Here is a 23,922-nt window from a genome sequence, read left to right on the forward strand (position 1 = left end):
GCAAAAAACCTCCGACAATGCGGAGGGCTTTGCCTGACACTCTACTGAATTTATGCCTTCTCTACATTAAAATACTTAGCTTGCGGGTGGCTGAATACCATCGCTGATACGGAAGCTTCAGGTTCCATCATGAAACCTTCCGTCAATTCCACACCGATATCCTCAGGCTGCAGCAACTTGAATAGCGGCCCTTGGTCTTCCAGATCCGGACAAGCCGGATATCCAAAAGATACCCTGATGCCTTGATAGCGTGCACCATGACGTTGCTTCATGGTCATCTGGGCAGAATCCGGGAATCCCCATATATCTCTCATCATATGATGCACACGCTCAGCTAATCCCTCTGCTACTTCGAGCGCTACGGATTGCAGAGCATGCGAGCGAAGATAATCCCCTTGATCTTTCCACGCCGTGGATAGTTCACGCACACCGTGTCCGGCAGTAACTACCATGAAACCAACGTAATCCATCTGACCGGATTCAACAGGTTTCAGGAAGTCGGACAGGCATAGGAACGGCTCGACTTTTTGACGTGGGAACGTAAATGTATGCAAAATATTACTGGTGTCCTTTGGATCATAGATAATGACGCTGTTACCACTGGACTGAGCCGGGAAGAAACGATACATTGCATGCGCCTGAATAATCCCGTCACGAACAGCCTCTTGCATAATATCATCCACGACTGCTTTCAGGTCGGTAGCCTTCTTATCACCTGAAGCAAGCAGTTGTTCTACTGAACCGCGCAACCCCAGATGATGTCCAAGCAACATCTGCATGTTCACGTATGGCAGGATATGTGATAAAGGATAGTTACGCATCGTATGCCGCTCCAGATCAGGCGGTACAAGAACCGGATGATCTACAGCAATATCCGAACGTTCTACCCGGGTAAGCTCTGGAAGAGCCTGAACAGCTACAGCACTTGAAGCATCAGCTTCTTTCTCAGCTTCCATCTCCAGTTGCATCACTTCACGTGAAACAGGATTCATCAATTTGTTCGCCAGATCCAGACCGTCCATCGCATCTTTCGCATATACAACCATTCCGTTATATTCAGGACGAATACGATTTTTGGTGAATTTACGTGTTAGCGCCGCTCCGCCAACCATAATAGGCACATCAATACCTGCTGTTCGCAAATCCTGAGCGGTAAGAATCATCTGTTGCGCTGATTTTACCAATAGACCCGAGAGACCGATTGCATCGACTTTTTCTTCTCGGTATGCCTCAATGATACGTTCTGGTGGTACTTTTATACCCAAATTAATGATCCGGTAACCGTTATTGGACAGGATGATCTCAACCAGATTCTTCCCGATGTCATGCACATCGCCCTTGACCGTGGCGAGAATGATCTTACCTTTAACCGAAGTCTCGTTCTTCTCCATGAATTGCTCCAGATATGCTACAGAAGCCTTCATAACCTCCGCACTCTGCAACACCTCAGCTACAATCAACTCATTGTTGTTAAAGAGACGACCTACTTCCTCCATCCCCCGCATCAGTGGACCGTTAATCACTTGAAGTGCTGTGTATTTGGCAAGTGCCTGCTCCAGATCCGGCAGCAATCCTTCTTTGCTTCCTTCCACAACATATGAAGCTAGACGCTCTTCTAATGAAAGGTTTGAGATTTTTTCCTTCTTCTCAACCTTCTTGTTACGGAACGCCGCTACGAACGCCGCCAGAGTTTCATCATTCGTGTTATATAAAAGCTCTTCGGAGAGTCTGCGTTCTTCTTCAGGAATGGAGGCATAACGCTCCAGTTTCTCTGTGTTCACGATCGCATAGTCAAGACCTGCTTTGGTACATTCATATAAGAATACTGAGTTCAGCACCTCACGGCCCGCTTCAGGCAGTCCGAATGAAATGTTACTGATCCCGAGGATCGTATGACATTCTGGCATCGCTTCCTTAATCACTCTTATACCTTCAATGGTTTCTTTGGCTGAACCGATGTACTGTTCATCTCCCGTACCTACCGGGAACACCAACGTATCGAAAATGAGGTCTTCTGGTTTGAGACCATATTTGTTCACCAGCAGATCGTAAGAGCGCTTGGCTACGTCAAGCTTGTCTTCCCGACTAATCGCCTGACCCCGTTCGTCAATCGTTCCGACAACTACTGCACCACCATATTTATGAAGCAACGGTGTAATCAGCTCAAATTTCTCTTCGCCATCCTCAAGGTTAATGGAGTTAATTATCGCTTTACCTTGCGAGTACTGGAGGGCCAGATCAATTACTGAAGCATCTGTTGTATCAATCATGAGAGGAACCTTTACTTTTTTTACAACCAATTCAAGGAACTTCACCATGTCTTCAGACTCTTCGCGGTCCGGATCTTGTACACACACGTCAACAATGTGCGCTCCATTTTTCACTTGAGCACGAGCAATTTCCGAGGCTTCTTCATATTTACCTTCTACAATGAGTCGTTTGAATTTCCGTGATCCCAGCACATTCGTACGCTCACCAACCATGTATGGACGATTGTCCTGTTCGATGTAGATCGGTTCTATACCAGACAATGCCGGTGGATGTGTTCCGTTCATTTCTCTTGGGGGGTACTGAGCAAGTGTGTCGCGCATCGCCCGAATATGTGCAGGGGTTGTCCCGCAACATCCACCAGCGATATTCAACCAGCCCTGTTCGGCAAAAGCACCGATCTTCTGTGCAAGCGAGTCTGGTGACTCATGGTAATTACCATTCTCATCCGGAAGACCCGCGTTCGGGTAACAACTAACGGCAACCGATGCCATTCCGGAAAGTGAACGAATGTGATCACGCATGAACTCAGGACCTGTAGCACAGTTTAGTCCTACCGAAATTGGGTTAAGGTGTTCTAAGGATATATAAAAGGATTCGATGTTCTGACCCGCAAGGGTCGTTCCCATTGGTTCTATCGTTCCTGATATCATCAGGGGCAGTGTAACACCACTCTGTTCGAAGGCCTGCTGAATTCCAATGCTGCCTGCTTTTACATTGAGGGTGTCCTGTGAGGTTTCGAGTAGTAGCGCATCAACGCCTCCCTCTATTAAAGCAAGCGCTTGCTCCAAATAACTGTCGATAAGTTCCTGGAACGTTACGCCCCCAGTTACAGACAGTGTTTTGGTTGTTGGTCCCATCGCACCTACCACATAACGTGGAGATTCAGGTGTAGAGAAACGATCAACCGCAGCTTTCGCAATTCTGGCTGCTTCCAGGTTGATCTCGCGTGCCCGATCCTGAATATCGTACTCCGCAAGCACAACGGATGTGGCACCAAATGTATTGGTTTCAATTAAATCGGCGCCCGCCTCCAGATATTCTTCATGAATGCGCTGGATCAGTTCTGGACGAGTAAGCACTAACATTTCATTACATCCATCCAGATCTTCGCCGCCAAAATCTTCGCCAGTCAGATCAACTTGTTGAATCATGGTCCCCATTGCACCGTCGAGGATTAATATTCGTTGTTTTAATGCATCGTGTAGACTAATCTTATCCAATATCTTCACCCCCGCAAAACGTTAGATCTTAGTTTAACAGAAACTAACTTAATGTGAAAGATCGGGTTTGGTCCCGAAAGATGGCGGGTTTGCACGAATATGAACGGAATTTGAGAATCGACAAAAACAAAGCAATCCGATATAATTCAATTAAACCAAGTGGAAAAGAGGGAAAGAACATGGCTGAAATTGTTATCCGAAATACGAACGAACGCATCACTGGTGACGAAAATGTTCGAAATTTCTTGAACAAATACGAAGTATTATATGAGAAGTGGGACGCTTCCAAACTGAACACTGATCTGCAAAATAACTTTGGATTAACTGATGAACAGAAAACCGAGGTTTTGGAAACTTACGATTATGAAATCAGAGATTTGGCTGCACGTCGCGGATACCAGATCTGGGATGTCATCACGCTGTCCGAACAAACACCAGATATCGAAGAAAAGCTCGCCAAGTTCGAAGAAATTCACACCCACGCTGAAGATGAGATTCGTGCAATTGTTGCTGGTAAAGGAATCTTTGTTATCAAAGCTACAGATGATGTGGGCTACTTTAATGTAGAACTGTCTCCTGGAGACGTCATCTCTGTTCCTGAGAATACACCGCACTTCTTCACTTTAATGGAGAACAAACAAATTATTGCTGTACGTCTGTTCATCGAAAAAGATGGCTGGATTGCAGATCCATACCCTGATCCTACTTTTATCAAACAAGCCTAACACTCTCGTGTTACAACTTGCTTAACCAAAACCCCTGTTCAATTGAACAGGGGTTTTCGCATATGCATATGGAGAGTAGTATACAACATCGGTGCATTATACAAAATAATGCGGGTATTTCGCCCTTATCGATTCCTGTTCAATAACAACTAGTCTAAGATGAGCTTCCATCACCTGAACAGCTTGCTCGGTCTGACGCTCAGTGATAAGACGATAAATCTCTTTGTGCTGGGAGATAATGACCTCCAGGTTGGAGTCCTCCGCTAGACGTAATAAACGCAACCGATTAAACGGAATATTCAGTTGTTGCAACATTTTCCATGTTCTCAGCTTACCCGTGCCCTGGAACAAAATCTGATGAAACTCTTCATCCAGTTCAAAAAGCCGATAGAAATTGTTTTCCCTATACAGACTTCCTGCATTGCAATGTTGGTCTCAAGTCGAAATCTGAACTCTTCAGGAAAAGAAACACAAGCCAAAGTCACGATTTCCTTCTCCATCTTCTCCCGCATAAACCTGCCTTCTTCCACATGCTCCAGATTAATATGAGAGACGATCGTTCCACTCTGGGGAATAATGTCCAGCAGTTCTTCTTCAGCAAGCTTCATGAATGCTTCTCTAACGGGTGTTCTGCTCACCTGCAGTTCATCTGCAATCTCTTTCTCTGAAATCTTGGTACCCGGCTTAAGTTCCAGGTGAAGAATTCGTTCTTTTAACAGGTTATATGAATATGCCCGGGTCGAGCCTCTAATTTTTTGATTAAGTGACATGCCTAGACCTCTTTCTATCAGCCGTATTCATTCATCTTAGCACAAATTACCGTTCCACTTATATATCGGTGTGAAACGGTAATCTGGCCAACATCAACTATATTATTGCTTGTTTTCTTTGTAGGCTTTGTACGTGTCATTTGCCAGCTTCAGATAATTAGATAATCCTTGACTATCCAGCTCTTTGGCAAACGTATCGAATTCAGACAAGTCCCGTTCACCCAAGATAAATTTAAGTGTATTTTGATCCGAATAATCTTTCAGTGGTGTACTCAGAAGTGTCACCCGTTCACGGTCCTCTGAAGAGTAAGGAATTGGTGGTTCTGCCGGGATCACTTCCTTGGTATCCTTCATGTCTTGCTGGAATTTCAACTCTTCTTCACTAAACATCGATTGCAGCAGATCTGTCGTACCACCGTAGGCAAATACTCCACCAGAGAAACCAAAGTCAATACGCAGATCCTTCGTGCCTTTAGGATTCAAGCCATTGTAGTTCACATCTTCTACCAATTCACGTTTTCCGCCCTCTTTGGTAAATGTCTCGCCTTCAACGCCCCATTTGGCAAACTCTTGACCCTCATCACTGTAGTATAACCAATCCACAAATTGCATAATGGCTTTGAAGTTTTCGCTTTTTTGAATTTTCCCGGATATCATGACACCGTTTTCAAGTCTTGAGCCAGACATTAATTGCCCTTTTGGCCCACCAGGAACTGTAATCTTCGCAACAGAGTATTTACCTTCTCCCAGCGTTTTGTTCATATCATTTCGGTGCAGCACTACCGTTTGGGAATTACCATTAATCATGAATGATTTGCCGGATACAAATTTCTGTACAGCCTGATCATCATCCTGTGTGAAACTTTCTTTGTCCAGCAATCCTTCGGATACCAACTTGTTAAAGTACGTTAGCATTTCCTTATACTCCGGCGTAGTAGCCGTGTACACAAATTCATCCTGATCTTCCTTATACGTCAATCCGTTACCAAAACCCCATCCAGCCTTGGTACCAAAGCCGGTAGCCGCAATACCTAATGTGCTATTAAATTGGAATCGGTCCGAGAACGGAACGGAATCCGGGTACAGCTCTTTAAGTTTCTTTGCAGCGTCATACAGTTCATCCCATGTGGTTGGGATCGCAATGTTATTTTCTTCAAAAACATCTGTTCTTACGATTAATGTATAATCTGGCCATACTTCTTCATGCAGACCCGGGAGTACATAATACTTGCCATCTTCCTGTCGAAGTCCTTCGATTTCTTCTTCCAATCCCCATTTTTCCACTTTATCCTTGAAGTTGGGCATCAAATCAATATAATCACTAACGGGCAGAATCGCACCGGAAGATACAAATGCAGACTCTTCACCAGGGTACGTTTTAGGAATAACCAGTGGTGCATCACCAGAACTGATTAGAAGAGATCTCTTCTGAGAATAGTCACTCATAGGAACAATCGTTGGCTCAAGTGTAACACCAGTCATTTCAGTCATCTTTTCGAAAAGCAACCAGTCTTTTTTGTACGGATAGGTAGGTTGATCACTATACAGTATCGATAGATTAAACGGCTCAGTCGCCTTGAATGTATCCCCGACATTGTACGTCTCCATCGCTGCCTTGGTTTGAACTTCTGTGACGTCACCTCCAGCTCCATTACCGCTGCTACATGCTGCCAGAACAACGGTCATCATTGATGCCAACACCATTTTACCAACAAACTTACGTGGCTTTTGATTCATTTAGGTTATCCCCCTGAATTTGGTTTAGGTTGACCTTGACTTAAAACTTTTTAATCAATAAAAAGCGAAGCGCTCGCCTACAAGCTTTCTGAAAGAAAGCTGCATCGGAAGCATATGCTATCACCGGATTTTCCCTTTTACAAAGGGAATCGAAAAAATCTGGGGATAACAGCAATTGAAAGGTTATTCTGTCATCGGAGTGTTCCGTGTAAATCATCTTTAGTTCAATTTATATAGCTGCTAGGTATTACTGTTTAACAGACCCTAACATGATACCGGTTACAAAGTATCTTTGGACAAATGGATAGATGGTGAGTATCGGCAAGATGGTTAATACCATCGTTACTGACTTAATATTGGCAGCAATCTGTGTCAGGTTATCAGCTGAGGTTGCACCGGCAGATGCCCCACTTGTCGCTCCTGCAATCATATTGCGCAAATAAATGGTGACAGGGAACAGTTCTTTTTTGTCCAAATACAGAAAGGCTGGGAACCAGGAATTCCAATGACCTACTGCGTAGAACAGCACCATGGTTGCCATAACGGCTTTACTAAGCGGCAATATAATGCGTAACAAGATCCCGTAGGTGTTCAAACCGTCAATGGAGGCAGCTTCCTCCAGTTCTTCAGGCATATTTTCAAAAAATGACTTCATGATCAGCATGTTGTATATGCTAATTGCGCCAGGAACAACAAGTGCCCACATGGTGTTGTTGAACCCAAGGGAATTAATCAACACATAGTTTGGAATCAATCCACCACTGAAGAACATGGTAAATACGGCGAACATCGTCAGAAACTTGCGACCCATCAACCTCTTTTTGGACAGGGCATAGGCGAAAATAGTCGTCATAAACATGGAGATTAATGTACCTACTACAGTATAGATAATCGTATTTTTATAATTCGTCCAGAACATGCTGTCACGTGAGATGGTCTTGTATGTCTCCACATTGAATCCTCTTGGGAACAAACTAACCTTACCCGAATTAATATAGGACTCACTACTGAAGGATTGTGCCACGACATTTAAGAATGGATAGAGCGTTATAAATACCACGAACAGCAGAAAGATGACATTGAATACTTTAAATACCTTGTAAGATCTGGATTCCTGCATGGTGCTCCTCCTTTACCATAAGCTTCTTTGTGTCAGTCTGCGTGAAATGGCATTTACGGAGAACACCAGAATCAGACCGATCAGCGATTCGAACAAGCCAATTGCGGTAGCATAACTGAAGTTACTGGATTCCAGTCCCACCCGATACAGGTAAGTGGAGATCACATCAGATGTCTCGTAGATCAGCGGATTGTACAAGAGTAAGATTTTTTCAAATCCAACAGCCAGGAAATTACCCATGTTCAAAATCAATAACGTCACAATCGTTGGCAAGATCCCTGGTAACGTTACATGAATCGTTTGCTTCCACCGATTGGCACCATCGATACGCGCAGCTTCATACAAAGAATCATCAATGGTTGTCAGTGCAGCCAGATACAGAATCGCTCCCCAACCCATACCCTGCCATACCTCGGAAGTGATATAGATTGTTCTGAACCACTCAGCCCGCTGCATAAAAGGAATATTGTCTCCGGTGAAGAAAGCCACCAGTCCATTAATGGAACCATTCACTGCTGTCAGCTGCAGGATCATACCTGCAACGATAACGATGGACAGAAAATGAGGCAGATAAGACGCGGTCTGTACAAACTTTTTGAATCGTTTACTCTTCACTTCGTTAAGCATCAAGGCAAAAATAATTGGAACCGGGAATGTAAAGAGTAACGCAAGTCCGCCTAACATCAGCGTATTACCGAATACTCTCCAGAAGGTAGGGTCCTCAATGAACATTTTGAAGTACCTTAATCCAACCCAAGTTTCTCCAAATATACTTCCCCCGGGAACAAAACGTCTGAACGCAATCACATTACCAATCATCGGTCCATATTTGAAAATAAGGAGATAAATGATGGGAAGGATTAATAGTGAATACAGCTGCCAGTCTTTGCGAAACAAGGTTGCTGCCGTTCGTAATCTGCTCTCTTTACGTAAAGATGTCATGGTTAACGTTGTTTTAGCGGTTTCCGACTCCATGTGTTTTCACTCCGATCCAGGACTTGATAAGTAAGAGTAATTCATGTACAATCTCCATCGTTTCTCCTCTTGTAGAAGACAACAACTCCTTTAACTTCACCCCCACTACCAAATAGATAATCGCTAAATGTAAGCGATATCAATTTGATGTATTATGTAGAATCACACAATCCAATGTGCTTCACATCATTCATTAGCACTTACTAAGTGGTGTGATTTCCAAATCGGAAGAAGATATTCTAAAATATTAAGCGCTTACAATCAGTCGAAAATAATAAGCAATAACTCCCTGCCTCCATTTAATGAAGTAAGTCAAAAAGAAATTGCTTTATGACAATCTAAATACTAGTCATACTAGTATGTTAGTTATATTCTAATCCAGCTTCCCTCTAATTTCAATAACTTTTAGCAAAAAAAAATGGAGATCTCTTTTAACAAGGTAATTTACTCAACAAGCTCAAATAAAAAAACATTGGTAACTTCAAGAACGATATCATCGTTCATTGAAGCTTCCAATGTTTCAGGGTGCTGAGGAAAGATGTTATAACTGATTGCGCTTAGAAATTAGCAATAAGCTGATTTAATTCCGATAAATGTGTTATTTCATGGTCTGGCGCATACGTTTCATTGTTGGTCTTATGCTCACGGTTAATCCATACGGATTGGATGCCAGATGATAAAGCACCACGAATATCAGTCGTTAACTTGTCTCCAACCATCATGCTCTCTTCGGGTTTAACACCCAGTTTACTCAAAGCATGTTCAAATATCGACGGATCTGGTTTTCCTTTTCCGAAGTTACCCGAGATAATAATCTCATCAAAGAAAGGAGTTAATTCAGGTACACCATCCAACTTCTCTTGTTGCAAAGCAGGACAACCGTTTGTTAACAGCAACAGTTTGTACTTTCCTTGTAACTGACGCAAGGTATCCATCGTTTCTTCGTATACATGAGGTCTGGATCTCCGTTCTACTCCAAACTGCGCGGCAAGTTGTTCAGCAAGATCTTCCCGATCTATACCCAACTTCAACAAGCCACGACGCCAGGATTCTTTACGGTAAACTGGAGCAAGTTGTTCCAACTGACGGAACTCAGGTTGATCCCCACCAGTAAAGTTAGCCCAAAGGCCTTCAAACGGATTGATTCCAATCATTTTAGTAAAAGGAAAGGTTTCATATGATTCATACAGTCCACGTGCCTCATTACGAACAGCTTCTTCAAGTTCTTCTGGTTTAACCCCAGACTCTTTCGCTGCGATTAGACAAGTCTCATGAAAAGCTTCTCGAACACTACGCTCATCCCATAATAAAGTATCATCTAGGTCGAACAAAATCGCTTTTAACGCCATTCCGATCATCTACCCCTTTATGCAATAATTACTTTTCGACGGTTTCCACGGTGATCTGGTGTGCTTTCGCAAATTTCAGCAAACGTTCTGCAATCGCATCTGTATCGTAACGGTTCAATAACTTGGTGAACACCCATCTTTTCCCGCGACTGTTATGTTCGATAACAACTGTACCTGGTTCAATTCTGAATTTGACGATATCGTCAACCCCAATTGAACGTTCACGATTACCCTTCGTCGTTATAATCCGATTACTGCTAATCTTGATGTATGGACGTCGAAGCATGAAGATGACTGCCAAAAATACGTAAAGCAGCATGGTCACCCAGTCCCAAGTTGTCATTGGAGCTTGCACAAGGAACGTGCTCATAAACAGATACAAAAAGGCGAGACCAATCAAAAATATAGGGAACAAAAGACTGCGTCCCTTAAAGACTTCTTCACCTGGTGTACCTGTGATTGGTTGACCACTTTTTTTGCGTTGCTGATTTAACTGCTTGGAATTTTTCTTAACCGTTCTCTCGAACGAACGCGACATGAGAATCCCCCTTATGTGTCTTTGTATCGGCTTACATAATTGCAAACCAACATTTCCCCCTATAAATTGCACACTCAAAATAACAGGAAGAAACCTAAATATCATAATGATATCATTAGGTTTCGTTAGTGTTTGAGTTTGCCTTGGTGGCCTTTGTCATTCTCATCATCAACAATCTCAATGGTATCCAGTTGTTGTCTGAAATTGCTGCGAATATTACTCAAATAAATCTCTCTTAGCTCGGCACGTTCAGCAAGCTCTTCCTCCGACAATCCAGTGGACTTTTGCTTACGAGCCAATTCGTTAATGCGTGCTACCAGACTATCTATATCCAAGCTTGTCCCCTCCAAAAATACAAAGTCATATTAACTTTGCCATTATAAAGGCTGCTTGTCAAGCTGACACGCGCTAACACTCATTGATGTGCATTTTATTCTGCAAATTGCGGTAGAGCTAGTACTTGTCCCACTTGGATGGAAGTTGTATGAAGTTGATTCACTTTCTTAATTGCTTCTATATAAATACGTGTATCCATATTCGTCGGTTTATGTTCCAAAGAAATACTCCATAATGTTTCCCCTTGTGAAACAGCTATCTTTCCTCCAAGCAGAACATCATTCTCATTGCCAGCAAAAACAGTTAAAACGGTGCTGCATCCAATAAATATAATCATAGAGGTAATGGCTACCTTTAACATCCATGAAGAAATCTTGAAACGCGCTAAAACCTTCTTGTAGTTCCCTATGTTAGACTTCACCAGTTCCGAATTGATTGGTTCATAAATGCTTTGATAAGTAGAATATCTCATTAAATACCCGCCTCCAAACGTTTGTTCCTATCTGTTGAAATCAATATAACACGAACACTTGTTTTGTTCAATAGATTTTTAGAACAATTGTTCGCTTCTTTTTTAGAAGGAACAATATCTTATTTCAAGTACTTTTGCAAAACATTTGCAGTATTATGCTCTGACTTTTGGACAATTTCTGTTCTATAAGTTAAAAAACACTGATTTAATGCTATTTTATTTAGAACTTATGTTTGTACGAACGGAGGTTCTATGTTATAATTTTCCCAAACGTTACTAAAATGGGGTTGATACGGTATGTCGAAGATATCCAGCAGGCAGCAGGCTATTCTGGAGTTTATACGAAATGAAGTCCGGTTGAAGGGGTATCCTCCTTCCGTACGGGAAATTGGTGAAGCGGTTGGACTGGCTTCCAGCTCAACAGTACATGGACATTTGGATCGTTTGGAGAAAAAAGGTTTGATCCGACGCGACCCTACCAAGCCAAGAGCCATTGAGCTTTTGAGCCAGGAAGAATCTGAGCATTCTCATCAATTTGCTCATAGCGTTGCACGTATTCCTGTTGTTGGTAAGGTTACAGCCGGGGTTCCAATCACTGCAACCGAGAACATTGAAGACTACTTCCCTCTTCCTACACATTATGTAGGCGAACAGAAAGTGTTTATGCTTTCGGTAGTGGGAGATAGTATGGTGGAAGCTGGAATCGTTAATGGAGATTATGTTATTGTCCGCCAACAGCAAACTGCTGATAACGGTGATATCGTCGTTGCAATGACTGAAGACGATGAAGCTACAGTGAAAACGTTCTATAAAGAGAAAGATCATATTCGCCTTCAACCGGAGAATGCGACCTTCGAACCTTTACGTTTGAAACACGTTAGTATTCTGGGTAAAGTCATTGGCCTTTTCCGAGATATTCATTAATATTTAACTTGAGTAACAAAACTAGATGTAATGAAATACGAAAGAGGTTGCCCTGATGAACAGGACAACCTCTTTTTTCATGTTTATGTTATTTTAGCGGCTAATTATTTACTTCGTTTCAAAATACTCTTGTGATGCGAGAACACATCAAAGCTCTGTTGTCCGTGATATGAGCCCATACCGCTCTCTCCTACACCACCAAACGGGAGATAGTGTGAAGTCATATGAGAAAGTGTGTCATTAATACATCCACCACCGAAGGATACTTGATTCAGAACCTGATCCTGCAGTTGCTCATCCTGTGTGAAGAGATATAGTGCCAATGGTTTTGGCCGGCGAACAATCTCATCCAGCATAGGATTCAGGTCACTGTACGTAAATACAGGAAGAATCGGACCGAAGATCTCTTCTTGCATGACAGCTGATTCCCAGTTCACATCACCAATTACCGTCGGCTCAATAAGCAACTGCTCACGTACAGAACGCCCACCAATTAGTGTTTTGCCATCTGTGAGGAATTTCGACAACCGATCAAAATTACGCGCGTTGACAATATGCGGGAAATCAGAGTTCTGTAACACATCATCCCCAAATTTATCTTTGATCTCTGCGCTAATCAGATTAATCAGTTCATCATGAACTTGTTCATGCACAAGCAAGTAATCCGGAGCGACGCATGTTTGCCCTGCATTCAGGAATTTACCACGAACAATACGTTGGGCCACCAGCTTCAGATCTGCATCACTATGGACAATAGCAGGACTCTTGCCGCCCAACTCAAGAGTTACAGGTCAAGTGCTCCGCAGCTGCCTTCATAACAATGCGACCAACACCTGTGCTGCCTGTGAAGAAAATATAATCAAACTTCTCTTTCAACAATGCTGTGCTAGCCTCAACTTCGCCTTCCATAACCGCAATATACTCCTGAGGGAAGATCTCCTGAATCAGATCATACGTCAGACGAGATACGGCTGGTGTTAATTCAGAAGGTTTGATAACTGCACAGTTACCGGCTGCAATTGCTCCAATCAGTGGACCAAAGGCCAGTTGGAAAGGATAGTTCCAAGGTGCAATTATAAGAGCCACCCCGTATGGTTCAGGGTAAATGGTACTCACCCCATCCGGCATAGCCGAATTGGTTGGGACTTGTTTTGGTGCAGCCCATTCCTGCAGGTGTTCTAATGCAAAATCCAGTTCACCCAGAACAATGCGAATCTCGGAACCGTAAGCTTCCGCCTCTGATTTGTTCAAATCTGCCCGAAGTGCATCTTGAATCCGTTGCTGATACTTTTCAATTCCTTTTCTAAGCTGTTGAAGCGCATTAATCCGATAATCAATATTTTTAGTTTGACCTGTATAAAAAAATGTACGTTGTTCTGTCACCAGTTGTTTTGCCTGATCCATATTAACATCTCCAATTAATTATTTAAAATTAAATTGTTCAAAATTCAATTAAAGTATACCTCTTCTATATGAAACTTTCAACATACAAATGAAACATCCATATTGTATGTATTTGAACGATGGTTGGAATTTTGAAAGAGTGAAAGCTAGTATTCCTTTCTATTTCGTGGCTATCAAGTTGCCTTATGAGGGTGCTATGTAAGTCTTTCATTCGATAGACAGTATCAGCTTACTGCGATAGTAGGTGAGTTCTGGCTTTAAACTCAACAGTCTTATGGAATACATCTATTATCGTAGCAGGTTATTCTAATGTCTGAGTAAAAGGATGAATGGCTAAGGAGAAATGACTAAATGTTCAGTCGTTGCCTGATAAGAACAACTGAGATGCCTAAAGACAAGGTACAGCAAGAAGTTAGAAGTTCGCGACCATCTAGGACAGACTGACAGATACAATGACCTTTATTAAGGTTTATGAGAGGCCATCCCCTTCTAGTTGCGACTCCTCATGTATTAGCTTTTCCTTATCCACTCATTTACATAGAAAAATATACCTAGGTCTGATAGACTATATGCAGAATACATATATTGGAGGAATCATCTTGAAAAAAGCATCACTTTTATTTTCAGCCTTAATGTTAACAATAGCAATAACAGCATGTGGAAGTGAGACAGAAAAAACAGCCAATATAGTGCCTGTGAAATCAACTGAAACAGAACTAGTAGAAACGAATGTATTAATAGACACTGAGCAGGCAAAAGAAGAAACTAAGCAAGAGGAAGTAGCAGAAACAGTTGAAGCAATCGAATATGAACTTGATGGTTTAAAAATATCGGAAGTGTCCGTCAAAGATGATAATGGGATGTGGTCTTTAACAGCCTCTATTGAAAACACTGATAAAGAATTCGAAGTTGCTTTGCTCAAGGCGACCATTAACGACAAAGACGGAAAACAAATCGGTACAGCAAACGGTACGGCTGACTTCCTGGGAAAAGGTGAAAGCAAAACGGTTGAGTTTTACTCAATGGATGATCTTACGGGTTACGCTTCTTTCAAATTTCAGATTGAGAGTAAAATGTAATGAAGATCGGATTGTGAAGCCCAGCCTGAAAGAGCATTTTCCGGCTCAAACCAATATAAATAAGTCATCGTTCATCAAACTGGGATATGGATAGCTATGAAATCCGAAATGGGCATTTTATAACTAAGTCTACCATCAGACGATATTCGACATTGTTAAGAAAAGTCTGATTAAATGAAAATATGGCCCTGTCAGCTAAGTGCTGATAAGGCCTTATTTTATTTCTATACGCCTGGAAATATATCGCTTATAAAAATTATACATTTAGCGATAAAAGTAGCAATCTTAGCTTTCTAATTACAGAGTAAATTACTCTGAAAAATCTCTTTAATTGATCTTGTTAATAACTATTTTTACCCACTTATTTCTCACAAATAGAAAATTTTGCGGGGATTTTGTGGGCCTTTGGTTTTTCATTAAGCATGTAGAGAGTTACCCACAAAAAGAAAACCTCCTCAGCGCTAGAGCACCCTGGGATTGAGCTATTAAGGTACAACGTGATATATTGACGCGTTCCCATTGGTGGACTGGGGTGCGGTTTATGTACGATCACTTCATATTATTGTTTCTTACAATATTTATGCGCTATTTACGCAATCGAATAGGAACTAAAGTTCGTAGTCGATCATAGCTTTTTTCGACTTGGGGGATGCCCCAAGAACTTTAAATGAACCGTCAGGACAGCTCCAATGGATTATAAATCAAATGTCAGAACCCCCCTATATAATAGTACAACAGCGGTCAGGCGATACCGATTGACACACACAAAAGCATCGACCAAAAGATTAGCGAGTTTTCTTATTCACCAAAACCAAAATAATAACTAAACAACTTAAATTTTTAATTATTGTTTATATTTTCCATATAAGGTATGATAAATTTACCGATCGGGATAAAATAACTAAAGGGAGAATAGATTAAATGAAAAAGAAATTACTTGCTGGATTATTAGCTGTATCTGCATGTTTTTCAATTGGATCCACGTCCTTCGCTGATGCCAATATTTCAACACCTAATTCTTCACCATCGGAAATGTCCCAGGTGATAGCACCTCATGCTTTTTTTGAGCGCGATATTTACCTAAAAGTAGGCCAACCTGGACAATGGTATAGCGGCTACACTTATGATGTGATCTATAGCGATGGCGCTTGTGATATTGGCCCTGACTTTTTAGTTACTCCTATTCAACCTGGGCTTACAGTTGTAAGTGCAAACCACGGTACTTATACGATACTTTTCAAATTCCATGTTAGCTATTAGTATCAACGAACAATGACAAACTTTTGTGCACCCATGCCAGGTGTACTAAATTAACAGGCGCTGTCAGGAGTCCCTCCGACAGTTCCTGTTTTAAATCGAACTGGTTTTCCTATTCTTTCATTACGATAGTTAATAACTAACAACCTCCAAAAATCCATAGCTACCTATATTATCATCTATGCAGTCCTTGTAAAACTCATAACCTTCTCCTGTCCATTTAGGATATTCCATGTTCTCCTTTGCCTTCTGAAGTGTAATCCACTTGGCCTGCGATTTAACAATGGCCTTCAGCTCCTCCAACTGTTTCATCACTTCTATCGTCATAGGCTTCTCCCCCTTCACGGATTTAGTCTTCAGTCCCAGGTATGCCACAACACCATGAACATGACCGTCAATAATCGCATCAATCACCGAAGCCTGCTTGAGACGATCCAAAAAGGAAGTCCACTTTATTGATTCCGATGATATACCATTGTTTAAGCAAAACTAACGTCATTATGGTTATGTATACTGGATATTTTTCCGAGTGTTAATTGAAACTGGTATGCGAAAAGGCGAAGCAGCTGCTCTAAAATGGATCGATATTGATTTGGATAAACATTTTATTACAATTGATGAAACTCTAGATTTTACAGCGAAAAACAAAGAAAAATTATTCGGTGACACCAACAGACAGTGGCAGGAACATAACAAAGGGATACTTGGGGATAGATACCACCATGACCTTGATCTGGTTCTATGTAGGGAAGATGGAAACTTCATGCCTAAATCATCATTGTTCAATGCCTTCTCCCGCATCTTACAACGTTGTGATCTCCCATCCCTCCCCATTCACTCTCTCCGACATACCTGCGCTGTTCTTTTACTTGAGTCCAGGGCAAATATGAAATTCGTTCAAGAACAATTAGGTCACGGAAGTATTCAGATCACATCAGATGTATGTGCCAAATCTCAGGCAAGATCCAGAAAAGCAATATAGATAGAGTTGAGAAATTCACTGAAGAAATTTTCGAATAGAAAAATATTTTGTGGGCACTTTGATTTTTCTTTAAATATATATGTACTTGCCCACAAAAATAAAAAACCCTCAGCGCTAGAGCGCCAAGGGATTGAGCTATTAGTACAAAGTAATATATTGATCGCGTTCCCATTGGTGGACTTGTGTTCTATTTATGTTCCATGCTCTCAAAGTGAATCATCCACCATAAGAAATCGGCTTAAAACAAGTATTATCAGTGATCAGCTTTTCAAAACTAATCATAATTATTCAGACTTTTGTGGGCGCCCTTTTTTTCTTATTGTTCGGTTAGTATTAATCCACATTTACAGGCTCGATCACTTCGAATAAAAATGGATTACCATTTAAATATTCTCTTATGTATGCTTGGGCATACTTTTGTTCAGCGATTAAACTGGTTGTTTCTCTTGGATCAGAGGAGTGATGGCAGGAGTTCTCGATTATGAACATGACAAAAAAACATTCCAGATCCCGAATATAGTCCGTTTCCAACTTCCTAATACTCTCATAACCTTGGATAAGCATCCATCGATGCTTTGGCCAAAGCTCCAATATGGTGCCTGCCATATCGTAGAGATAATATCCGTACCCACATCTTCCAAAATCAATCGGATAGGGTTGATTATCCTCAAATACCATATTACCGGTATGTAAATCAGCATGAATGAGCCCATAGTTATGTTCACTTGGATGCATCGTGGTAAGTTGGGATACAACCTTCTCAGCTGCATCTTGATAGAGCTTCCATCCCTCTTCGGATAAAAAACGCTCATAGTAACGTTCCAACTTAGCCATTTCACGTTTAAAACTTTCTACTCCCCAAGTAGGTCTTACAAAATCAGAAGGTGGATTGAAATCCTTTGCTGCTTCATGGAGCCTGCTCATCAATACACCCATATTATATGCTTGACTATCTGTAAATTCACCTGCTGCTTTTTCACCCTCTATCCATCGCATCATCGTTATATAAGGGCGCCTATATCCTGTCTCTGTTTCGATGTCCAATACATAAATACCATCACAATTTGCCATCCCTTCTGGTACTTTTAGATCTTTCGATTTGTTCAGTGCTTGTAACAGTAGGAGTTCCGAACGAATTTCCTCTCTGCTTAATCGGTCCGAATGAATGCGAAGTAAATAATTGTTATCTGTACTGGTTTCAATTTTATACGTGATCGTATCGGATAGTTGAATAAACTGGATGTTATCCCATTCTAAGTTATACTTTCGAATTGCAGATAAAGCGACTTTCCTTGCTCTGATTAATAACGCCCGCCGTTCTTCATCAGTATCAAATCTAAAAAAATCATTCATTTGTTATCCCCCCTGCAGTTTTTATGAAGTAAATCAACTACTTCTCTTATATGTTATTATAACGATAGTAAAAGCTTGAAAATATGTAATAAACAATTTAAACTATACTATACACAAAAAAGTCACATTAGGATTTCTTCCAATGCGACTTTTGTTAAGCTATTATTTTGTATAAACGATCTTTTTAATAGTATCGCTTGAAAGGAAAAATCGATCTGAAAGTTTCTCGATAGTGTCACCATCGAGAAACTTTCGCCGGATTTCATCATTTCTAAGATTATAATTTTTCTGCTGCCTGAATTTTCACCCCGATTTTTAACGTAAACCTTTTGATTTAGGGACGTAAACCAATCCATCGTTCATATACTTTTGTATTTCATTTAATAATTCTTCCGGAAAGATGATGTCGGCATTTACATATCTCATGATAGCCGCTCCTTAAAATAGTTGAATATTAAGGTAGCAAAGTCTACACTATAACAATTATCACTATCCGGATTTAAGCGGTTACTTATATTATTAGCTCTATACAAACAACCGCCGTTGTTCATAAAATAGACTTTGCATAGAACATATCTCGAACATTGTCATAGTGTCTTTCCTTCATAAATAACATTCAAACTATCTTCATCAGAAATAGAATGCTATCTCAATAGTAACATATTACTCCAAGTGGGCGAAGTGTCAACACTATACAATTAAGTCGTTTGAGCTAAACTGTCACATCTCATCTATTCCTTACGGACCATCAATATTAGACACTCCACATGTATCGAGTACGTGAATACTTTAAGCTCCTTCCTGCAAACTCAGCGTTGCCGATGCGATATCCAGTTCAATTCTCTGCTTTATCACTAGCGATGATATGGTTCACCTCAGTTAATCTTAAACTAAACTGCCCGCGAGCTTAATGAATTAGAGCAGTGACAAGTAGTTAAATACTTATCTAATCGGTAATCAGATCATTTCCTTTTCGGCAATCGGTACAAGTTCTGGTCTCGAACCAAGGACAAGAACTTTAAAGCTAAAGTATGATCAAATCCTGTGAAATAGGGTAGAATTGTTTTAGTTACTTTTCCGCAAGAAACCTCTGCACTAATTTAAACATAGTTATTGGAGCCAAATATGACTCCTGCACAAACGAGCCTTAGTTACCGAAGGCTCGTTTTTTGATGATTTTTTTAAAATATCTTTTCCGACTTTAATTCGAAGCTCTTTCTCCTTTTTCATCTTTAACCCAGAATATTTCACTACTCTGCTCAAAATTGATTAACTTACGCTTATATCGCTGTGAGGCGGTTTTACATACAAAAAGAAAACTAACGTTCTAGTAGGAGGAATGAAATTGGCAAGTTTTAAGAAATTAAAAAGTGGCTGGAGGTATCGGTTAAAATACACCGATCCGTTCACTCAACAACAAAAAGAGAAATCCGAAGCGGGTTTTCGAACTAAACCAGAGGCTGAATTAGCTGCTGCTGAATTTTTAAGGTAGCTAAAGCAAGGGTTCGAACAGAGCGACATTCCTTTGGTCGATTACATTCGAAATTGGATAAATAACTACAAAAAAGAAGTTGTACGAAAGAATACGATCAAACTACATGAAAACAACCTTAATACCCATATCAAAGCTTATTTTAAGCGTCTGATTCTCAAAGATTTAAAACCAGATATGTATCAGGTCTTTTTAGACTCTCTATTTAAAAAGGGACTCAGCAAACGTACGGTTGAGATCATCAACTCTACTGTATACTCAGCCATGGAACATGCACTGATTCAAGGAAAAATATTACGCAATCCATGTAAAGGTTCAATTATTAAAGGAGCGCACAAAAAGAAGACGATCCAATTCATTGATTCAGAAGACATCCCCAAATTTCTTCATACGGCTCGAGGGTATGGGTACATTTATTGGATTTTCTTCAAAGTGCTTATTGAAACGAGGTTACGAAAAGGCGAAGCTGCCGCTCTAAAGTGGTCGGATATCAATTTCAAAGAAAAGATGATCCGTGTTGATGTAACACTCGATTTTCAAGCTGAAGACGAGGACGAACTTTTCGGAGATACAAAAACCGGAAATTCTACCCGCACCATTAATGTAAGTAACGGAATCATAAATGATTTGAGGTATCATGCTTCATGGCAGAATCAAAATAAGATCAATTTAGGGGAGTCCATGTACAGACACGATTTAAATCTCGTCTTGTGCAGGAATGATGGTAGTCCGATGCCTAAATCTAGTCTTTTTAATGCTTCGAAGAGAATTTTGAGAAAAGCGGGTTTAAGTGAGGATTTAACGATCCATTCCTTGAGACATACCTATGCCGTGATCATGCTTGAAGCTGGGGCCGACATAAAAATTTGTACAAGAGTAGCTTGGGCATGGGAGTGTGCAAATTACATCCGATGTGTATGCTCATATTTCTAAAAAGCTAGAGAAGCGTAACATTGATAAATATGAAGAGTACTTCAAAAACCGAGGATCGTTTAGGGGACGCAACCTCAATAAAAGTGCAATTCCCTCAAAACGTCCCCCGACTCATTCCTTCAAAACCCCGTAGTTACAAGGTTTTTTTCAATTAGTACGAAGTGATATATTGATCGCGTTCCCATTGGTGGACTTGTGTACCGTTTATGTTCCATGCTTTCAAAGTGTATCATTCACCATAAGAAATTGGCTTAAAACAAGTATTATCAGTGATCAGCTTTTCAAAACTAATCATAATTATTCAGACTTTTGTGGGCATTTTGTGGGCGCTTTTGTGGGCGCCCTTTTTTTATTATTATAATGAAGAAACTCGTTTCAAATACTCACTTTGATTGCATTACTACTCTGACATATGACGCTGGTTTAATCAAAAATCTCCTAATTAAAATAGTATGCTTATACAGATATTATAAAGTATAAACTCGCAATTCTAAAGCGATACAATCTCATTAATTAACAGAGACAATTTCCGCTAAAGAAACCCAGTGGAACTCATCCTTTAACATCAACTTTATTTCATACCGTGCAGAGTTTAATCCCACAACTACTCCTGAGAGCGGCTCTTCGAAGAAAGGGTTAAATAATATCAAATCAACCGTACTACTTCTATCATAATAGTCAACAAGTACTTCACTGATCCGTTGCATCTCCTGATCGTCCAGTTCCGTCTTACCGCGTCTCTTCTGTTGTTCACACTGAGCAAACCAAGCCTCTCTGTGTTCAGGCATAATAATCATGGATGTCTCATACAACCCGTTATCCTTCAGTCTGCTACGCATGACAAGCCCCCTTAATATTGAGTCCAATAGTCACTGTTCCCAGACAATGGTGTATGGTCTACCTTAGGACGTTCTCCCTCACGTTCCCATCCTTCCAGTATCACTATGTTGGCCGTGTCAGGCCTATCTTCCCAATGTATGTATTCCGCAGCCACAAGAGCATCAAGAGCAGCCATAACGTCTGGTTTATGCTTACCTGTTTTGACAGTCAGTTCATGGATTGTAGGAAGCCTACGCCGTCCACCTTTGTAGTTATATAAAATCCGAAGGACCTTCCTTTGATAATCCGTCAACATTTTGAATCCCCCTGTCCTGTCGTTCTTATTGGACGGCATGCCAGTAAACCAGATTCCCTAAACGTACGTGGCTTTCCGGACAATAAATCATCAGCTTTAATCATTCCCGATCGTATGCTCTTGACTTGGATACGACGTTTCGTGATCTTTCCGCTTTGATCCTCGTAGATAATTTCAACTAACCAACCCAAGTATTTCACTGGCATGTTCATACCCCCAATGATAAGAACGTTTGTTTGCTTTTAGCTATTATATGCGAATATACGTTCGATATTCAATAGAAAAAAATACCCTCATTTTTCTACTTAATCCTTAAATTAATTAACCATTTTTACACTTTTAATTGAATTTGTAGGATTTAATGTTTAGACGACCCTTGTTAAATTATGTATGATAAATCTCTAATTAACCTTTGGGAGGACATAAAAACTAATGAAAAGAAAGATCAACCTATTTTTTATTCTTACACTAATTGTTTCGGTATTTATCCCACTATCTTCTGTAAGCGCCTATACAGGAGGGTATGCTAACGGCAAAGATTCCACGATTATGGTGCCTGGTACCTATTTCATTACACAGCCGCATCATTCTAAAGTTGTCACACCAACTATTACAGATAACGACGAGAAAACAGGATCAATAATTCCGAAAGAATTAATGTTGATGATTGATTTAGGCGAAGATAGAACAATAGATTCTTATAAAATAAATAGTGATTTAAAAGGCATGAGAATAAGCTTTTATGATAGATCTGTTGGTTACTTAGGTGAGTTCGCACTTAATGGTGGTGACGGTAAACTTGAACCACTTCCTAATGAAAAGGTAATAAAACAAGTAAGATACATCACTTTGTATACTTTAACTGGAGAAGATATCAATATTAACGAACTTGACTTCTTCTATAGTAAGGATCCGAATACATCACCAGACCCTACTGATCCGGTTGATCCGGTTGATCCAGTTGATCCAGTAGATCCGGTTGATCCATCTGCAGATCGTGCCATTCTAGTTGTAACGATGACTACAGGATTGGAGAAAGAATATGATCTTCCAATAAGCGACGTCAATGCATTCCTTAAGTGGTATGATACTCGCGATTCCGGAAGCGGTCCCGCTAAATTCGCCATTAATAAATACATAAATAATAAGGGTCCATTTAGTAAACGCACAGATTATGTAATTTTCGATAAAATTCTAACGTTTGAAGTAAGTGAGTATACAACCAACTAACAAAAAGAGCAGTGAGGTTATCCCTCCTGCTCTTTTTAGTTTTATATATTCGTTAAAATTATGCTATCAGCATAGCCACTTGTATCAAAATAAAATGATGCATTGTAAGACTTTTCTAAACCATACTTCTTATCTTCGATTTCACTTTCTGATAGTTCCTCTCCATTATTTAAAATATATTTCATTTCTATAGCACTTGAATTCTCGGTTATTACAAATTTATGCCCATACTTCTCCAAAACTTCACCTTTTAATATACCTACTTCAGCACCACGAGCTGTTTTGTAGTTCCCTTTTGATTCTCCATTCAATTTAATGGAAGCGACAACGTCTTCACGATATTCAATTAAAATGCCACTAGCATATTCTAAAGTGCTTACAATGCCGGTTGTTCCTTCGCCTTTGCCAAGTATTTTTTCAGCTTCCAATCTACTCATCCCACATTTTACTTTCTCATCTGTTTCTATTTTGATTATTGCCATGTCATCTTTTGAGAATTCGTCTGGTTTAAAACTTCCACCACCACAAGCGCTCATAATAAGAACCATAATTACCACCAGTATGTACATACTCTTTTTCATGAATTCACTCCCAATTAACTATTCTACGAAAATAAAAAA

General features: G+C 40.4%; 23 protein-coding genes and 1 pseudogene. 8 read left to right on the forward strand and 16 right to left on the reverse strand.

Annotation, left to right across the window (positions count from 1 at the left end; genetic code table 11):
* Positions 1–50: 50 nt before the first annotated feature.
* The gene (gene metH / locus EL84_RS24090; protein ID WP_047843397.1) at positions 51–3,491 is read right to left on the reverse strand and encodes a methionine synthase; all 3,441 of its coding nucleotides are present in this window, start codon (positions 3,489–3,491) and stop codon (positions 51–53) included.
* 179 nt (positions 3,492–3,670) lie between these two features.
* On the opposite strand from metH, the gene EL84_RS24095 reads away from it, so the two are divergent.
* The gene (locus EL84_RS24095) at positions 3,671–4,216 is read left to right on the forward strand and encodes a cupin domain-containing protein (RefSeq protein ID WP_047843398.1); all 546 of its coding nucleotides are present in this window, start codon (positions 3,671–3,673) and stop codon (positions 4,214–4,216) included.
* 96 nt (positions 4,217–4,312) lie between these two features.
* Here the strand turns inward: EL84_RS24095 and EL84_RS24100 are convergent.
* From EL84_RS24100 to EL84_RS24135, 8 genes and pseudogenes are all read right to left on the reverse strand, one after another.
* Positions 4,313–4,986 (reverse strand): annotated as a pseudogene (locus EL84_RS24100) (GntR family transcriptional regulator).
* Positions 4,987–5,088: 102 nt separating this feature from the next.
* A complete protein-coding gene (locus tag EL84_RS24105; protein WP_047843399.1) occupies positions 5,089–6,723 on the reverse strand; it encodes an extracellular solute-binding protein in 1,635 nt (544 codons plus the stop codon).
* 247 nt (positions 6,724–6,970) lie between these two features.
* Positions 6,971–7,843 carry a carbohydrate ABC transporter permease gene (locus EL84_RS24110; RefSeq protein ID WP_036613592.1) on the reverse strand — a complete coding sequence of 291 codons (873 nt, stop codon included), beginning with the start codon at positions 7,841–7,843 and terminating at the stop codon, positions 6,971–6,973.
* 12 nt (positions 7,844–7,855) lie between these two features.
* On the reverse strand, positions 7,856–8,785 hold the full coding sequence (locus tag EL84_RS24115) for an ABC transporter permease (RefSeq protein WP_339177159.1): 930 nt from the start codon (positions 8,783–8,785) through the stop codon (positions 7,856–7,858).
* 590 nt (positions 8,786–9,375) lie between these two features.
* Positions 9,376–10,167: an HAD family hydrolase gene (locus EL84_RS24120; protein ID WP_047843400.1), complete on the reverse strand. Its 792-nt coding sequence runs from the start codon at positions 10,165–10,167 to the stop codon at positions 9,376–9,378.
* Between the two features lie 28 nt (positions 10,168–10,195).
* Positions 10,196–10,705 carry a hypothetical protein gene (locus EL84_RS24125; protein WP_017688037.1) on the reverse strand — a complete coding sequence of 170 codons (510 nt, stop codon included), beginning with the start codon at positions 10,703–10,705 and terminating at the stop codon, positions 10,196–10,198.
* A 125-nt stretch (positions 10,706–10,830) separates the two neighbouring features.
* Entirely contained in the window at positions 10,831–11,040 is a 210-nt protein-coding gene (locus EL84_RS24130; protein WP_017688036.1) for a DUF896 domain-containing protein, read from the reverse strand.
* Positions 11,041–11,135: 95 nt separating this feature from the next.
* Positions 11,136–11,513, reverse strand: coding sequence for a LysM peptidoglycan-binding domain-containing protein (locus EL84_RS24135; protein ID WP_047843401.1), 378 nt, complete (start codon positions 11,511–11,513; stop codon positions 11,136–11,138).
* Positions 11,514–11,810: 297 nt separating this feature from the next.
* On the opposite strand from EL84_RS24135, the gene lexA reads away from it, so the two are divergent.
* Entirely contained in the window at positions 11,811–12,437 is a 627-nt protein-coding gene (gene lexA / locus EL84_RS24140) for a transcriptional repressor LexA (RefSeq protein ID WP_017688034.1), read from the forward strand.
* Between the two features lie 104 nt (positions 12,438–12,541).
* Here lexA and EL84_RS32760 read toward each other — a convergent pair whose 3' ends face one another.
* On the reverse strand, positions 12,542–13,213 hold the full coding sequence (locus EL84_RS32760; protein WP_268794700.1) for an aldehyde dehydrogenase family protein: 672 nt from the start codon (positions 13,211–13,213) through the stop codon (positions 12,542–12,544).
* A 1-nt stretch (position 13,214) separates the two neighbouring features.
* On the reverse strand, positions 13,215–13,841 hold the full coding sequence (locus EL84_RS32765; protein WP_268794701.1) for an aldehyde dehydrogenase family protein: 627 nt from the start codon (positions 13,839–13,841) through the stop codon (positions 13,215–13,217).
* A 599-nt stretch (positions 13,842–14,440) separates the two neighbouring features.
* On the opposite strand from EL84_RS32765, the gene EL84_RS24150 reads away from it, so the two are divergent.
* Both EL84_RS24150 and EL84_RS24155 read left to right on the forward strand, forming a co-directional pair.
* Positions 14,441–14,920 carry an FxLYD domain-containing protein gene (locus tag EL84_RS24150; RefSeq protein WP_047843402.1) on the forward strand — a complete coding sequence of 160 codons (480 nt, stop codon included), beginning with the start codon at positions 14,441–14,443 and terminating at the stop codon, positions 14,918–14,920.
* A gap of 921 nt (positions 14,921–15,841) precedes the next feature.
* Complete coding sequence (locus EL84_RS24155; RefSeq protein ID WP_047843403.1) at positions 15,842–16,180, forward strand: hypothetical protein; 339 nt, start codon at positions 15,842–15,844, stop codon at positions 16,178–16,180.
* A gap of 129 nt (positions 16,181–16,309) precedes the next feature.
* Here EL84_RS24155 and EL84_RS24160 read toward each other — a convergent pair whose 3' ends face one another.
* Entirely contained in the window at positions 16,310–16,615 is a 306-nt protein-coding gene (locus EL84_RS24160) for a hypothetical protein (protein ID WP_047843404.1), read from the reverse strand.
* A gap of 91 nt (positions 16,616–16,706) precedes the next feature.
* Between EL84_RS24160 and EL84_RS24165 the strand changes: the two genes are divergently transcribed.
* Positions 16,707–17,159: a site-specific integrase gene (locus EL84_RS24165; protein ID WP_235431587.1), complete on the forward strand. Its 453-nt coding sequence runs from the start codon at positions 16,707–16,709 to the stop codon at positions 17,157–17,159.
* A 333-nt stretch (positions 17,160–17,492) separates the two neighbouring features.
* Here EL84_RS24165 and EL84_RS24170 read toward each other — a convergent pair whose 3' ends face one another.
* Positions 17,493–18,512: a phosphotransferase enzyme family protein gene (locus EL84_RS24170; protein WP_047843405.1), complete on the reverse strand. Its 1,020-nt coding sequence runs from the start codon at positions 18,510–18,512 to the stop codon at positions 17,493–17,495.
* Between the two features lie 1,345 nt (positions 18,513–19,857).
* Between EL84_RS24170 and EL84_RS33155 the strand changes: the two genes are divergently transcribed.
* Both EL84_RS33155 and EL84_RS24180 read left to right on the forward strand, forming a co-directional pair.
* Positions 19,858–20,004: an Arm DNA-binding domain-containing protein gene (locus tag EL84_RS33155; RefSeq protein WP_282321089.1), complete on the forward strand. Its 147-nt coding sequence runs from the start codon at positions 19,858–19,860 to the stop codon at positions 20,002–20,004.
* Between the two features lie 33 nt (positions 20,005–20,037).
* Positions 20,038–20,937, forward strand: a complete 900-nt coding sequence (locus tag EL84_RS24180; protein WP_414855719.1) for a tyrosine-type recombinase/integrase — start codon at positions 20,038–20,040, stop codon at positions 20,935–20,937.
* Positions 20,938–21,446: 509 nt separating this feature from the next.
* On the opposite strand, the gene EL84_RS24185 is transcribed toward EL84_RS24180, so the two are convergent.
* Together EL84_RS24185 and EL84_RS24190 are read right to left on the reverse strand one after the other, a co-directional pair.
* On the reverse strand, positions 21,447–21,776 hold the full coding sequence (locus EL84_RS24185; protein WP_047843407.1) for a YolD-like family protein: 330 nt from the start codon (positions 21,774–21,776) through the stop codon (positions 21,447–21,449).
* An 11-nt stretch (positions 21,777–21,787) separates the two neighbouring features.
* Positions 21,788–22,072 (reverse strand): hypothetical protein, encoded by a 285-nt coding sequence (locus tag EL84_RS24190; protein ID WP_047843408.1) that lies wholly within the window; start codon positions 22,070–22,072, stop codon positions 21,788–21,790.
* 432 nt (positions 22,073–22,504) lie between these two features.
* Here EL84_RS24190 and EL84_RS32055 point away from each other — a divergent pair, with 432 nt between their 5' ends.
* Positions 22,505–23,302, forward strand: a complete 798-nt coding sequence (locus EL84_RS32055) for a hypothetical protein (protein WP_053061596.1) — start codon at positions 22,505–22,507, stop codon at positions 23,300–23,302.
* Positions 23,303–23,343: 41 nt separating this feature from the next.
* Here the strand turns inward: EL84_RS32055 and EL84_RS24205 are convergent, their stop codons facing one another.
* Positions 23,344–23,883, reverse strand: coding sequence for a hypothetical protein (locus tag EL84_RS24205; RefSeq protein ID WP_047843410.1), 540 nt, complete (start codon positions 23,881–23,883; stop codon positions 23,344–23,346).
* Positions 23,884–23,922: the final 39 nt, after the last annotated feature.

Source organism: Paenibacillus sp. VT-400 (genome assembly GCF_001029205.1).
Taxonomy (GTDB): Bacteria; Bacillota; Bacilli; order Paenibacillales; family Paenibacillaceae; genus Paenibacillus; species Paenibacillus amylolyticus.